Source organism: Deltaproteobacteria bacterium, assembly GCA_019310525.1.
Lineage (GTDB): Bacteria > Desulfobacterota > DSM-4660 > Desulfatiglandales > HGW-15 > JAFDEE01.
Genome location: JAFDEE010000016.1, coordinates 1 through 13,205, shown reverse-complemented (window position 1 = coordinate 13,205; position 13,205 = coordinate 1). Strand labels below are relative to the sequence as shown.

Annotated in this window: 14 protein-coding genes and 1 tRNA gene; 4 read left to right on the top strand and 11 right to left on the bottom strand. The window is 55.3% G+C overall.

The genetic code is table 11. The features are described 5' to 3' along the window. Positions 1–7 precede the first annotated feature (7 nt). The 3 genes from JRF57_04285 to JRF57_04275 form a co-directional block, all read right to left on the bottom strand. Positions 8–976, bottom strand: a complete 969-nt coding sequence (locus JRF57_04285; protein ID MBW2302912.1) for an electron transfer flavoprotein subunit alpha/FixB family protein — start codon at positions 974–976, stop codon at positions 8–10. Next, the gene (locus tag JRF57_04280; protein ID MBW2302911.1) at positions 977–1,759 is read right to left on the bottom strand and encodes an electron transfer flavoprotein subunit beta/FixA family protein; all 783 of its coding nucleotides are present in this window, start codon (positions 1,757–1,759) and stop codon (positions 977–979) included. Between the two features lie 119 nt (positions 1,760–1,878). Beyond that, the gene (locus tag JRF57_04275) at positions 1,879–3,903 is read right to left on the bottom strand and encodes a (Fe-S)-binding protein (GenBank protein ID MBW2302910.1); all 2,025 of its coding nucleotides are present in this window, start codon (positions 3,901–3,903) and stop codon (positions 1,879–1,881) included. A gap of 352 nt (positions 3,904–4,255) precedes the next feature. On the opposite strand from JRF57_04275, the gene JRF57_04270 reads away from it, so the two are divergent. Together JRF57_04270 and JRF57_04265 are read left to right on the top strand one after the other, a co-directional pair. Next, positions 4,256–4,759 carry a DUF2752 domain-containing protein gene (locus JRF57_04270; GenBank protein ID MBW2302909.1) on the top strand — a complete coding sequence of 168 codons (504 nt, stop codon included), beginning with the start codon at positions 4,256–4,258 and terminating at the stop codon, positions 4,757–4,759. A 10-nt stretch (positions 4,760–4,769) separates the two neighbouring features. Continuing rightward, complete coding sequence (locus JRF57_04265) at positions 4,770–5,735, top strand: tetratricopeptide repeat protein (GenBank protein MBW2302908.1); 966 nt, start codon at positions 4,770–4,772, stop codon at positions 5,733–5,735. 70 nt (positions 5,736–5,805) lie between these two features. Here JRF57_04265 and JRF57_04260 read toward each other — a convergent pair whose 3' ends face one another. The 7 genes from JRF57_04260 to JRF57_04230 form a co-directional block, all read right to left on the bottom strand. After that, on the bottom strand, positions 5,806–7,230 hold the full coding sequence (locus JRF57_04260) for a M48 family metalloprotease (protein ID MBW2302907.1): 1,425 nt from the start codon (positions 7,228–7,230) through the stop codon (positions 5,806–5,808). Between the two features lie 116 nt (positions 7,231–7,346). Next, positions 7,347–7,712, bottom strand: coding sequence for a ribosome silencing factor (rsfS, locus tag JRF57_04255; GenBank protein MBW2302906.1), 366 nt, complete (start codon positions 7,710–7,712; stop codon positions 7,347–7,349). Continuing rightward, a complete protein-coding gene (locus tag JRF57_04250; protein MBW2302905.1) occupies positions 7,699–8,379 on the bottom strand; it encodes a nicotinate-nucleotide adenylyltransferase in 681 nt (226 codons plus the stop codon). Before JRF57_04250 ends, rsfS begins: the two co-directional genes overlap by 14 nt. A gap of 89 nt (positions 8,380–8,468) precedes the next feature. Then, on the bottom strand, positions 8,469–9,467 hold the full coding sequence (gene obgE, locus JRF57_04245) for a GTPase ObgE (GenBank protein ID MBW2302904.1): 999 nt from the start codon (positions 9,465–9,467) through the stop codon (positions 8,469–8,471). An 81-nt stretch (positions 9,468–9,548) separates the two neighbouring features. Then, positions 9,549–9,803, bottom strand: a complete 255-nt coding sequence (rpmA, locus tag JRF57_04240; GenBank protein ID MBW2302903.1) for a 50S ribosomal protein L27 — start codon at positions 9,801–9,803, stop codon at positions 9,549–9,551. Between the two features lie 81 nt (positions 9,804–9,884). Next, complete coding sequence (gene rplU, locus JRF57_04235) at positions 9,885–10,196, bottom strand: 50S ribosomal protein L21 (GenBank protein MBW2302902.1); 312 nt, start codon at positions 10,194–10,196, stop codon at positions 9,885–9,887. Positions 10,197–10,277: 81 nt separating this feature from the next. Further along, a tRNA-Arg gene (locus tag JRF57_04230) sits at positions 10,278–10,354 on the bottom strand. Between the two features lie 236 nt (positions 10,355–10,590). Between JRF57_04230 and murI the strand changes: the two genes are divergently transcribed. Next, complete coding sequence (gene murI / locus JRF57_04225) at positions 10,591–11,397, top strand: glutamate racemase (GenBank protein ID MBW2302901.1); 807 nt, start codon at positions 10,591–10,593, stop codon at positions 11,395–11,397. Between the two features lie 135 nt (positions 11,398–11,532). Here murI and JRF57_04220 read toward each other — a convergent pair whose 3' ends face one another. Continuing rightward, positions 11,533–12,693: a pyridoxal phosphate-dependent aminotransferase gene (locus JRF57_04220; GenBank protein MBW2302900.1), complete on the bottom strand. Its 1,161-nt coding sequence runs from the start codon at positions 12,691–12,693 to the stop codon at positions 11,533–11,535. A gap of 412 nt (positions 12,694–13,105) precedes the next feature. Here JRF57_04220 and JRF57_04215 point away from each other — a divergent pair. Further along, positions 13,106–13,205: transposase (locus JRF57_04215; GenBank protein ID MBW2302899.1), on the top strand; the 100-nt coding region annotated here is incomplete at its 3' end.

Here is a 13,205-nt window from a genome sequence, read left to right as displayed (position 1 = left end):
GACCTTATTATCCTCCGATTTTTTCCATCAGGGCATCGGCCACCTTGAACAGGTCGTCCACCACCCCGTAGTGGGCGACCCTGAAAATAGGGGCCTTTTTGTCCTTGTTTACGGCGATCACGGTGCCGGCGCCGCTTATGCCCGCCACATGCTGGAAGGCCCCGCTGATTCCGAGGGCGAGGTAGACCTTGGGCTTCACGGATTTTCCGGAGGTCCCCACCTGGTGGTACTTGGGGAGCCAGTTCTTGTCCACCACAGGACGGGAACAGGCCAACACTCCTCCCAGGCGGTCGGCCAGTTCCTTGATCTTCCCGATGTTTTCCTCTTCTCCAATCCCCCGGCCCACGGAGATAAGGAGGTCGGCCTGAGAGATATCCACTTTTCCCGCGCCCGTATCCACGAATTCAACGAACCGCCTCCGTTCAGCGGGTAAGTCGGCCGGAAGATCGATCTCCTGTACCTCGGCCGAACGCTCCCCTGACTTCTCCTGTGGAAAGGCCCCCGCCCTTATGGTTGCAAGGTATCCAGGGGCCTCCTTGAAAGAAACCTTGGAGAAAAGCTTGCCGGAATAGACCTGCCTGACCGCCTTAAGACGGTCCCCCTCCCAGAGAATATCCATGCAATCCGTGGCAAGGGGGAGTCCACTCTTGACGCTGAGGGCCGGGGCAAGATCCATGCCCCAGGCAGTATGGCCCATCAGGGTGAGAAAGGGGGCATGCTCGGCAATGAGACGTGCCAGGAGTTCCTTGTAAAGGTCGCTGCTGAAATTTTTAAAAGCGTCGCTTTCCACCAGGAGAATCCGGTCCGCCCGATCCCTGATCTCCTCGATCATCCGGGCCCCATCATGGCAAAACAAAACGGCCGACACCTTCCGGGAGAGTGCTCGACCCAGTTCCCCGGCCTTCCAGAGCATCTCATGGGTGATTTCCCGAATCACTCCCTGCCTGTGTTCCACAACAACGAAGATATCTCCCATTTATTTCGCCACCCCCTTCTCTTTCAGAATTTGAAGAATCTGTTCCGCGACCATGCCGGGATCCCCTTCCAGGATCTCCGCCCCCTCCGTCTCAGGCGGCAAATAGAGTTCCTCGACCGTGATCATTGGGGTGAGGTCTTGATCCGAAAGGCCCAGATCTTCGACCTTCATCACCTTGAGTTCCTTTTTTGCGGCCTTTCGGATCCCCATGATGGAGACGTAGCGCGGCTCGTTGATCCCCGTCTGAATGCTCACTACCGCTGGAAAGGGAATACTTACGACCTCATCGATCCCCCCTTCCAGTTCCACCTTGAGGGTCGCTTCACCCCCCTCCTTCAGCTCAAAACCCCTCACCACGGCCGCATGGGCTACGCCCAGGTGCTCCGCGAGCATGACCCCGACGGCCCCCTCGTTGAGGTCGTCGGCTTGCACGCCGGTGAACACAAGATCGAAATCCAGGTCCCGGATCACCCCTGAGAGGATCTTCGATGTCGAAAAGGCGTCCAACTCCCGCCCCTCGGGGTCGATCCGGATGGCCCGGTCCGCGCCCATGGCGAGACATCGTCTCAGCACTTCCTCGTCCTCCTCGCCTCCCACGGTGACCGCCGTGACCTCACCGCCGTGCTGCTCCTTCAAGAGGACCGCCTCCTCGATGGCGTAACTGTCCCACTCGTTGATCACGTAAGCCAGCATGTCTTTCCGGATATCCTTCCCACCGGCCCCGATCTGGAGGTCCACCTCCTGGGTCAGGGGGACCCTTTTGACGCACACGATGATATTCATTCCTCCTCCTCCGGATTTCTGAATTCGGTTTGTTGCTTCTCATCCCAGCCAATCCCGGGACTACTGGGATGTATTGAAATCATGTTTTCACGGGCGGAATAGGGGCATTTGGAACATCCCTAAAGGGTGGAGAGAAGCAACGCCATGAGGTCCACCACCCTCATCTGTTCTTCGAGTCCCCCCGTCTTGATGGCATCTTCGAAATGAATCAGGCAGAAGGGGCATGCCGTCACGATGGTATCCGCCCCGACCTCCCTGGCCATCGTGATTCTCCTTGAAGCCATCCTCTCCTCCTCCTGCTCGATCTCGTGCCAGAGGATGATATCTCCGCCACCGCAGCAGAAACTCCGATCCCGCCTCCTCTCCATTTCCACCAGATTCATACCGGGCAGTGCCTGCAAGAGACGGCGGGGCTCATCGTAGATCCCGTTGTGCCTCCCAAGGTAGCACGGATCGTGGTAAGTATAGGTGTTATTCCCCTCAAGGGGTCTTATAGGCTTGATGGCGCCTCTTTCAAGGAGTGAGAGGAAAAAGGGGACGTAATGCCGGACTTCCCAGCGGGCGGGATAGTCTTTCAGCAGGGTATTGAATGCATGGGGATCCAGGGTCACGATGCGGTTGAACCGGATGCTCTTAAGGGTTTCGAGGTTTGTCTCCACGAGGAACTGGAAAAGACCCTCCTCCCCCATGCGCCGGACCTGGTGCCCGGTGTCCGTTTCGAGAGGTCCCAGGATTCCGAAATCCACACCGGCCCGGTGGAGGCCCCTGGCGATGTTGGCGGCGATATCCTGGACCGCCGGATCGAAGGAACCGTAACTGTCCACGAAAAAGAGCACATCCACCTCGTCCCCTTCTTCAAGGATCTTCACGGGAACCTCTTCCCTCAGTTCCTCGGTCCATTCGGCCCGCTTTGCCGGGGGCTTTCCAAAGGGATTTCCGGTCTTTTCAAAGCGCATCAGCACCTGGTTGAAGGATTTGGGATTCCGGGACGTCTCGATCAGGTTCCTGCGCATGTCCACGATCTTGTCGATATATTCGATGAAAACGGGGCATTCTTCTTCGCAGGCCCCACAGGTGGTACAGGACCAAATTTCCTCGAAGGTGATGAGATCCCCAACCAGGGCGGACCCATCCTCCTTCTCTTTCCCCGAACCGAAAACCGGATATTTCCTGTAGCCGTGGTCTCTCAGCTTCATGGTGAGCAATTTGGGGGACAGTGGCCGGCCTACGGCGTTGGCAGGACACATGTCGGAGCAACGCCCGCATTCCGTGCAGGTAAAGAAGTCCAGGATATGCTTCCAGGTGAAGTCCTCGAATTTTTCCACTCCCAGGCTCTCCAGTTCCTCGATATCCTCAACGCCCCACCGGGCTGGCTTCAGGGAGCCCTTGGTCAACCTCCTGAAAAAGACGTTGGGAAGGGCGGTTATGATATGAAAATGTTTTCCCAAGGGGAGGAAGTTCAAGAAGAAGAAAAAGGCCAGGAGATGGAACCAGAAACAACCATTGTGAATGGAGCGCAAAAAAGGAGAGGAAGAGCCCGAGAGCAGGAAGGCCGCACTCCTGGAGGCGGGAAGCCATCCCCCGTCCCCGCCCAGAAGCAGCAAGCCGCTTCCCTCGTAGAACATGTCCGTGACCATGAGGAAGGAGATCAGGCCGAGGACCAGGAAGGCCTCGAACTGATGGCTTCCTTTGTACCTGGCGGGTTTCAGGACGGCCCGCCTCAGGATGGCCCAAAGGCAGGCCCCGAGGACCAGGAGTTCGAAGACATCCTTGAGGCCCCCGTAAAATGTGCCGAATGCCCCTTCCAGGATAGGGCGCAACAGGGGCAGCCCGATGGACTGGGTGATCAGGTCCATTGAGCGGATCCCAAGGACCATGAAACCCCAAAAGATCAGGATGTGGATGATGCCGGCCCAGAGGAACCTCGGTTGTCTCTTCTGGATCAGACCGTAAGTGACAAGGCCGGTTAAACGTTGCCCTATAGAGGTGAATCTTGGATCAGACTGGCCCGCCGAAAGGATCCGGTAGCGGCGGGAGAGAATCCAGGCAAAGAGCCCAAGGCCGATGACCAGCATGGCCCATCCATATGCATACCCTGGTACACCAAGGTATGTGAGGGCGGCCGGATGGGTGGAAGGCGTCATGCACGATTCCTTTCATTGCCAATAGAGACTGCCGTTATGTTTTGGTGAAGCTGGTTGTACGTTTTCGTTTCCGAGAGGTACTTCAACGGGATAGAAGATGAAAGGTCAAGACGGACCCTATATAAACCCAAATGGTTTTTATTTCAAGTCCCCGGAAAATGGAAATTTTGTGTCTACCTGGTTCCATTTTACTTCCTGAATGGGATTCCGGTTTTCCTCCCGGGCCCCTGGGCCCGGGACAAATATAGCTTTCAATATCCCGAAAGAGTTGATATTGTAAGATCACCCGGTCGCAACCGGCCCGATTCCGATTCCCGTAGTGGAGGCAACGGCTGGCGTGAATCATGTGGGCATGAGAAGATTTTATCGGGTGAATCCAGCGGGGCTTGAGCAGACGTCCAGGGGATCCTTCCCTCCCCTGCTGGCGCCGGTCCTCATGGACCGCCGAATCACCGTGCTGTTTTTGGCCGTTGGCGTTTTCCAGGTTTTGCTTCATTTCCTGGGGATCCCGGGGTGGACCTGCCCGGTCAAGACCTTCCTGGGGGTCCCCTGCCCCGGATGCGGCCTGACCCGGGGAATCGGACATCTCCTCCACGGGGAGTGGGGGGCCGCAATATCAAGCCATGCCTTTTCTCCCCTTTTCCTGGCGGGGGGCTGTCTCGTAGGGCTCTTGTGTCTTGTTCCCGGATCCCATTACACCTCGGTGGTGAGATGGGTCGCAGTCCTTGAAAGCCGGACTGGAATCGTCCTTCTGTTTTTTTCCGCTCTTCTCTGCTACTGGGGTTTTAGGGTGGTGGAGTGTCTGCGGGCGGACCTTCTCCAATCACATTTGTTTCCGGCAGTATCCAATTTCTGAGGAGGAAGCCATGCTCAATATCCTGGCCTCGGTCTTTGCACTGCTTTCGTTCGTGAGCTTTATCATGTTTATCATCGTGCTCGTGAAGCTTTTCAAGAACGAAGGGATACTGAAGGGCATCTTCGGCATCATCTGCGGGATCTATACCTTTGTCTGGGGGTGGAAGAAACACCGCAGTTACAATCTGACCAAGTACATGACGGTTTGGACCGCGTCATTCGTGCTCTCGCTTCTCCTCCAGGCCGCAGTGGTTGTCTTTATCGGCCACTCCTTCAGTGGGATCGCCGGGCTTATCCCGGGTGCCGTTTCTCCCGGCGGGCCCAAGGTGGTGCAAAGGTCAGTGAAAAGGGCTCCCCGGCCCCTTCCACCGCCCTCCAAGCAGGGAACTCCTCAGCAGGGGACGGTGAAAGATCAAACCGCAACGGCCGGACCTCAGGTTTCAACTGGGGCTGCGGCTTCAAAAGGGGAAAAAGAGATTGATTTCCTCTTTGAGATGAAAAAGGTCGAAAGCCTTTTGAAGGTGAACCCCAACCGTGCCGACGCCCACTATGACCGGGGGTGGCTTAATGCCTACCGAGGCAATTTTCAGGAGGCCTTGGCTGATTACACAAAGGCCATCGAGTTGGACAAGAACTTTGCCGACGCTTACTTCAACAGAGGATTGGTATTAGCCAGGCTGGGAAAACACGAGCAGGCGGTGAAGGATTTTACGGAGGCCGCAAGGCTCATGCCTCGCAACGCGGACGTGTATTGCAACCGGGGAAGCGCCTATTTCGAAATGAAGAAACTAGACCTCGCTCTTCAGGACTACACCAAGGCCCTGGAATTGGCGCCCGGGGATGGAGATATCCTTTATAATAGGGCCAAGGTCTACGAAGCCATGGGCGAAGAGGAAAAGGCACGGGCCGACTTGATAAAAGCCGCCCGGCTGAAACACGAAAAGACTCTCAAGTCCTATCCGCAGCTTACCCCTTAGGCCCTGCGAGCCGGTTCTCTCCTTGCCGGCGGCTGCGCGGGGTTTCAGGCGGAAGAGAAGGGGGGGGAGACTAATCCGGTCTTGATCCACCGGGGGACGCCCGTAGTTTTCTCATAGCCTTTTTGATTCGTTCTTCCATGGTCCTGTCGTTGCGGGCGAAGGCGAGGGCCTTTTCGAAATGAAACCGGGCCTTTTCCATGTCCTTCATCCGGGCGAAATGCAGGCCGAAGTTGTAATGTGCCCTGCCCAGTTCCTTTTGCCTGCCATAGGCCACCCCCAGCTGGTAATACACTCCCTCCATCACCGGCTTCAGGTTCTTCAGCTTTTCGTAAATGCGGATCGCCCGTGGGTATTTTTCAAGATTTAAGTAAGAACCCGCAAGGATGTACAGGACCGATCGGTTCCCTCTCTCCAGCCTAAGGGCCTCCTCCAGAACCCTCACAGCCTTCTCGTCCCGTCCCTGGAACTGATAGGATTCTCCCAGAAAGCGAAGCACGGTAACCGACCGGGGCATGGCCTTTCGGGCAAGCTCGAGGTGTTTCGCCGCCCTCTCGTATTCGGACTTTCTCATCAGGGCGATTCCCAATCCCAGGTGGGCCGGCCCAGCGTCCGGATCCTGTTCCAACTGATCTTGGAAGCGCCGCTCCGCCTCCCCTGGATCAAGACAGGTGCCTGTCAAAACGGTCTTGAAAATGGGATACCGGGCCTTGAATTCGGCGGCCTCGGGCTTGACAGAGCCTTTGGAGTACCCGGCAAGCATACTCTCTATACGTGCGATCCTCTCGGAGGCTCCTGGGTGGGTCAGGAGGTAGGGAGGGATCTCCTCGCCCCCGACCCAGCGTTCTTTTTGGAGTTTTTTCAGGACCCTGATGATCGCAGAGGGAGAGAAACCGGATGCGTCCATGTACTTGAAGGCCAACTGGTCTGCCTGCCGTTCGTCCTCCCGGCTGTAATGAAGTTGGGCCTGCATTCCCGCGGCAACGGAGCCCGTGATGATGGCACCCCCCGCCTTCCCTCCGATCAGAACGGCAGCAAGCACGCTGGCCATGGTGGCTATTCCCAGCATCTTGTTCTTTTCAATGCGCTGGGAGATGTGCCTTGCGGATACATGGCCGATTTCATGGCAGATCACGGCGGCCAATTCATCCACTTCCAAGATGTTTATCAGTCCCGAAAAGATGAAGATGTGTCCGCCGGGTCCTGCAAAAGCGTTCAGGGCGGGGGCGTTGATCACATAGAAGTGAAAGGGAAAAGGCTTCGTTTGAAGGGAAGAGGAAAGATACCGGCCGAGTTGGTTGATGAAATCTTGGATATAAGGGTCCTTTACTATCTCAAAGTGTTTGCGGATATTCTGTAGAAATTTCTCTCCCGCTGCGCGCTCCTTCTCGATTGAGAGCGGGTAGGCGGACGGGGCACTGAGAAAACAAAAGGCCAAAAATAGAGGGAGGAGACAACGGGAAAAAGGCCGAAGGTTTTTCCTCCCTTTTGATTTCATCAATGATCTCCTTCCCGCACCGCCGCCCAAAGTGTTCCATGGCCTCGGGGAGTGCGGCGCATCGGACAGGTTTTCCAGCTTCCAGACACGGGTCTACGGGATGAAAACGGTCGCCCCTAAGGCGATCCTGAGGGTCCCTCCATCCCGATGTCGATCCTCGGGGCCTCGGTCCAGAGGCCTTCAAGGTCGTAAAACTCCCTTACGGGTTCGTAAAAGATATGGACCACGAGGTCCCCGTAATCCATGAGGATCCAGTGGCCTTCCTGTTCGCCTTCCACCCCGTAAGGTTTGAAACCTTCCTCCCGCATCTTGCGCAACAGATGGCGATAAATGGCCTGGACCTGCCTGCTGGAATTTCCGCTTGTGATCAGGAAGTAGTCCGTTAGGGAAGTCAGCTGCTCCACTTCAAGCAGGACCGGGTCGATGGCCTTTCTCTCCCTGATGATTTTCAAGCACAAGAATGCCTTATCAAGTGTTTTCATAGTGGCCGTACAATCCCTTCGCCAAGATATAGTCCCTGACCTTACTTGGAACCAGGAACCGGATGGATTTTCCCCTGGAAACCCTTTCCCGGATCTCCGTGCTGGAGATATCCATAAGCGTCACTTCCATGTAAATCAGGCGATTTCCCGTGGGCGCCCGGAACACGGTTTCCCCCTCCCGCTCAAAGGTGATGGAAAGGGATGGGAGCAGGGTGTCAAGGGAGGAGGAAGAGGTCCCCGGCCTCCGGATGACCACGAAGTTGGCATACTCGAAAAGTCTATCATATTCTTTCCAGGTTTTGATTTCCAGAAAGGCATCCAGCCCGAGGATGAAGAACAGTTCGAGGGGCCCAGGATACATCCGGTGGAAGGCCTTAAGGGTGTGAATCGAGTAAGAGTATCCTTCAAGGTGTTTTTCCAGGTCCAGAGCTTCCAGAAGGGGTGAGGCCTCGGCCCCCATCCGCGTCATGGCCAGCCGGTCATCGAAGGAGGTGATAGGTCTGCGGGACTTGTGCGGCGGAATCGCGGAAGGAACCAGGTAGACCCTTTCCAGAGTCAGGTTTTCCGCCACCTCCTCGGCCAGGCGCAAGTGCCCCAAGTGTATGGGATCAAAGGTTCCTCCCAGGATCCCGTACCTCGAAGAGTTCAATTGTTTCTTCTCAGACATTACCTTTGATTCCGATGGTGCCTGAAGCCTTCTACTTCTTACCTCGTACGGGCCTAAACCCCCATGGTTCCCTGTTGGGCCTCTGCACCTCAGAATTTCTTCGAAAGAATTTCCTTGAGGGCATCGATACCCTCTCCGGTCAGGGCGGAGATCGCCAGGAATTCGAATCCCGCCCGGGAAAGGGCCTTCCCCGTCCTTTCCAGGAGGTCACGGCGGCAGGATCCGAGGAGATCGATCTTGTTGATCAACACCATCTGGGCCTTCCGGAGTAAGGCCGGATCGTAGGCTTCCAGTTCATGTTTCAAGATCATGAAACTTTCCAGGATGCCGTCAGGAGAATGGGCGGAGATGTCGATCACGTGGAGAAGGAGCTGGGTCCTCTCGATGTGTTTTAAAAACCGGTGGCCGAGCCCCCGTCCTTGGCTGGCCCCCTCGATCAGGCCTGGAATGTCGGCAATGGTGAGCGGGGCGTGGTCTTCCAGTTCCAATACGCCGAGATTCGGAACAAGGGTTGAGAAGGGATAGTCGTCGATTCGTGGATGGGCTGTAGTAAGTCGTGAGAGGAGGGTGGATTTCCCGGCGTTCGGCAGGCCGATGATGCCGATATCGGCCAGGGATTTCAGGGAAAACCGGAGCCGCATTTCCCGGCCCGGTTCACCAGGTTGTGCGAACCGCGGCGCCCTCTGGGTCGGTGTGGCGAAATGCTGGTTTCCTTTCCCTCCCCTGCCGCCCGGGAGAACGAAAAATTCCTCTCCGTCGCGAACCAGGTCGGCCAACACCTCTCCTGTCTCCTGATCCGCCACGACGGTTCCCGTGGGGACCTCCAGCACGATGTCCCGGCCGTTTTTACCTGTCTGGTTTTTTCCCCTTCCGGGGGCGCCGTTGGGGGCCTTAAAAAATTTTCTGGAGTTGTACTGTATAAGGGTACGGAGCCTGGAGGATGCCCTTACCTTAATGCTTCCGCCATCTCCCCCGTCTCCTCCGTCGGGACCTCCCCGGGGGATGTATTTCTCCTTTCGAAAACTGACACAACCCCTTCCCCCGTTGCCCGATCTTACGGTCACGACCGCTTCATCCAGAAATCGCATGATATTTTTCGGGCCTTACGCTTGAAAAGGCCCTCTCCTGCTCGCCCCGGGGCAAAGGAGGGTGTGGGGGGAGAAATCGGCTCATTCCGCGTAAACACTGACCTTTTTGCGCGTTTTCCCCATTCGTTCAAAGGCGACGAACCCGTCGATCTTGGCATAAAGGGTATAATCTTTTCCGATCCCCACGTTGGTCCCCGGGTGGATCTTGGTTCCCTTCTGCCGGATAATGATGTTACCGGCCCTGACCCGTTGGCCGCCGAATTTCTTCACGCCGTACCGTTGGCCGGCGCTGTCCCTTCCGTTTCGGGAGCTGCCCCCTGCTTTTTTATGTGCCATAATTCTAATACCTCACCGGCGGGCGAATGGAGAATCAAGAAAATGCCCGCCAAGATAATGATTGAGGATATACTAAGGCATTCACATTTCGATGTTCTCGATCCTCACGAGACTGAATTCCTGCCTGTGGCCTCTCTTCCTGCGATAGTTCTTGCGCCTTTTATACTTGAAGACCACGATTTTCCGGTTTTTCCCCTGGCGGGTGATCCGTCCGATGACCTTTGCATTGTCCACGTAAGGTTTGCCCACCTGGACCTTTTCTCCGTCCGAAGTGAGCAGGACTTTTTCAAAAGTTACTGTATCCCCTGCATTTCCGGAAAGCTTTTCGACCTTCACTTCCTCGCCCGGCGCAACCCGGTACTGTTTTCCCCCGGTAGTGATGACAGCATACATGAGAAACCCTCTCAATTTTTAAATCTTCAATTTATAGTAAAATTTCAAATGAATGTCAAAACCAAAAAATGTCGAAAAAAATGGTGCCCCCGGCAAGACTCGAACTTGCGGCACCCAGATTAGGAATCTGGTGCTCTATCCACCTGAGCTACGGGGGCAATAAACTGATATAGATACCACATTCATGGAAAAAATCAAGCCAATAAATACCGGGCCTTCTCCCCGGGGGAGCGGAACGGCCGGGAGGCTGGAAAAGACATAAACCATGTGCTATGAAGGTGTTCCACTGAAACAAAAAGTTAATACTAAATACCTGGATCTTGCAAGCGTCGAATTTGCCGAGGATTCAAGATTCAGGAAATACCTTTCTGAGGGTGGAGGATGTTTTCAACCCGTGATCGGCGTATTTGATTCAGGTTATGGGGGCCTGACGGTTCTCAAGGCCTTCTTTGAGATCTTACCCGGATACAATTACCTGTACCTTGGGGACAGCGCCCGCGCCCCATACGGCAACAAGTCTCTCGGGATCGTCTATGAGTACACGCGCCAGGCGGTGTCTTTTCTCTTCGACCGGGGGGCCGAACTCATCATCCTGGCCTGCAATACGGCCTCGGCCAAGGCCTTGCGCAGGATTCAGCAGGAATGGCTGCCCGAGCACCGCCCCAGGGGACGTGTCCTGGGGGTCGTCATCCCCTTGGCAGAGACGGCGGCGGAGACCAGCCGCCGGGGACGGATTGGAGTGATCGGGACCCGTGCCACCATCGAGTCCCGGGTCTATGAACAGGAGCTGCACAAGTTGAATCCAAACCTGAAGGTTTTCAGCCGGCCCTGTCCCCTGCTGGTCCCTCTCGTCGAGGAAGGGTGGGTGGGTAAACCCGAGACCAACATGATTCTCAAGAAATACCTCAGGCCCCTCAAAGGCCTGGCCATCGATACGCTGATCCTGGGTTGCACCCATTACCCATTTCTGAAAAGGGACATCTCGAGAATCATGGGAAAGAATTGCATGGTCCTGGACGCTCCCGGAATCGTCGCCCGGAAACTGGCGGACTATCTGAACAGACACCCGGAAATGGAGGTCCGGTTGACCCGGAATGCCGAATGCGCCTTCTTTACCACGGATGACCCGGAACGTTTCAGGGATTTCGGAGAAAAGTTCCTGGCCCGCAGGATCCGGGAGGTGCGCTTTGCATCGCTTTGATCCCCCCCTTTTGGCCCCTGGATCTTCCATGCGGCCTGAAGGGGTCGCTGGTGGGGCGAAAGAGGACATTTACCCTGCCGCCTCCCTATGCTGGAAAAACACTATCCATCGGAACTGACGCGATGTATCCATTAATTATAATACACCTGCCGTGAGGGTCTTTTCGATCCGGTCGAATGCCTCCTCCAGGGTTTTGCGGTCGGTTGCGAAGTTGATCCGAATATACCCTTCTCCGTGGGGGCCAAAATCCGTCCCTGCCACAACAATGACCTTTGCCTCGTTTTTGAGATACCTGACCATCTCTTCGCTGGTTTTCCCAAAGGAGGAGATATTCGGGAAAAGAAAGGGAGTTGCTTCGGGCACATGGCAATTCACACCGGGTATAGCGGAAAGCCTTTCAACCCCGTAATCCCTCATCCTTCGAAGATGGGCCATGAATTTCCGAAGCCAAGGCTCCCCGTGCTCCAGGGCCGCCTTGGCCGCGGCCTGTGAAAGGGTATCCGCATGCACGATGATTCCATGCAGCAGTTTCTTCAGTTCCTGCATGTGCCGGCCGTGGCAGACTATGTAAGCTATTCGATAGCCTGGAATACCAAAGGCCTTGCTAAAACCAAATACAGTGATGGTCCTCTCAAACAGATCAGGGGACAGGGAGGCGATGCTGATATGTTGACCTTCAAAGATCATATCCTCATAAAGTTCATCGGAAAAGATCAGGAGGTCATGTTCCTGGGCGATCTGACCGATGCCTTCCAACTCGGATCGTGTCAAGACCCGACCGGTTGGATTATGAGGATTTGAAAGCATTATGAGCCTGGTCAAAGGTGTGATACGGCTCCTAAGATCATCCAGATCTATCCTGAGGTTTTCATCAAACCTGATGGGGTTGTAAACCGGAACTCCCCCGGCATTTTGGACATTTTCCATGAACGGCGGGTAGATCGGGGCGGGGCATATTATTGCCTCATCACCTTGGCCCAAGGCGTAATAACAGGCCAGAAAGATGGCGAACATAGTTCCGGGCACCATGTGGACATCGTCCGGCTCAGCAGGTATGTTATTTCGGGTTCGGAGTTTTTCACAGACCGTCTCAAGGACGTCCGGATCTCCTCCATAGTTCGAATATGGGGTCCTATCCTCCCTGACCGCCCTGATAACGGCCTCCTTGATGATGTCAGGGGCGGGAAAATCCAAGTCAGCCACTGAAAGCGGGATCGTTTCCCGATCCCACAGTCCCCACTTGAGCGCGGATCGCTTTCTGAGAAATTCTTCGTCGATTTTGTCGAAGTCCGTCATGATGTAGTCTCCTGAAATGCATTGATGGATGGGCACTAATTAAATTTTCGTCTTTCCCTCCGGGGCGTAGGCCTTACAGGCCGAAGGCTTGACCTTGAACAAAATCAAAGGTTTTCAAGGGTCTCGCCCACGAATATATGTCTGACCGAGTTTCGGTTAACATATTCCCCACCCGCCATACTAAACTATCCTGTCCGGTATTGTTGCGGAAGTTTTTCCGCCCCTGCAATACCCCGCGTAAAGCAGTGCGGCTCGCTTTTCCAGGAAGGGCCTAGTTCGTATCATAAAATAACCTCCCGGCAAAGCACAAAACCAAAACCGTCTCCATTTACGCCCCAAACAGTGGTCTTTCCCCAAAAATGTGGACACACCGAACAACGAACTTGTATAAGCCAGATAGGAGGTGTGTCGAATGGCCAAAAAATACGATAGGGAGTTTAAAATTGAAGCCGTACGGCTTGCAACGGAACCGGGCAACACAGCAGCGAAGGTTGAACGGGACCTGGGGATAG

Excerpts from the sequence above, each read along its gene's own strand:
- rpmA (MBW2302903.1), bottom strand. The coding sequence starts at position 9,803 with ATGGCACATAAAAAAGCAGGGGGCAGCTCCCGAAACGGAAGGGACAGC.
- JRF57_04265 (MBW2302908.1), top strand. The coding sequence starts at position 4,770 with ATGCTCAATATCCTGGCCTCGGTCTTTGCACTGCTTTCGTTCGTGAGC.
- JRF57_04250 (MBW2302905.1), bottom strand. The coding sequence starts at position 8,379 with ATGTCTGAGAAGAAACAATTGAACTCTTCGAGGTACGGGATCCTGGGA.
- JRF57_04275 (MBW2302910.1), bottom strand. The coding sequence starts at position 3,903 with ATGACGCCTTCCACCCATCCGGCCGCCCTCACATACCTTGGTGTACCA.
- JRF57_04260 (MBW2302907.1), bottom strand. The coding sequence starts at position 7,230 with ATGAAATCAAAAGGGAGGAAAAACCTTCGGCCTTTTTCCCGTTGTCTC.
- JRF57_04220 (MBW2302900.1), bottom strand. The coding sequence starts at position 12,693 with ATGACGGACTTCGACAAAATCGACGAAGAATTTCTCAGAAAGCGATCC.
- obgE (MBW2302904.1), bottom strand. The coding sequence starts at position 9,467 with ATGCGATTTCTGGATGAAGCGGTCGTGACCGTAAGATCGGGCAACGGG.
- JRF57_04280 (MBW2302911.1), bottom strand. The coding sequence starts at position 1,759 with ATGAATATCATCGTGTGCGTCAAAAGGGTCCCCCTGACCCAGGAGGTG.
- rsfS (MBW2302906.1), bottom strand. The coding sequence starts at position 7,712 with ATGAAAACACTTGATAAGGCATTCTTGTGCTTGAAAATCATCAGGGAG.
- JRF57_04270 (MBW2302909.1), top strand. The coding sequence starts at position 4,256 with ATGAGAAGATTTTATCGGGTGAATCCAGCGGGGCTTGAGCAGACGTCC.
- rplU (MBW2302902.1), bottom strand. The coding sequence starts at position 10,196 with ATGTATGCTGTCATCACTACCGGGGGAAAACAGTACCGGGTTGCGCCG.
- JRF57_04285 (MBW2302912.1), bottom strand. The coding sequence starts at position 976 with ATGGGAGATATCTTCGTTGTTGTGGAACACAGGCAGGGAGTGATTCGG.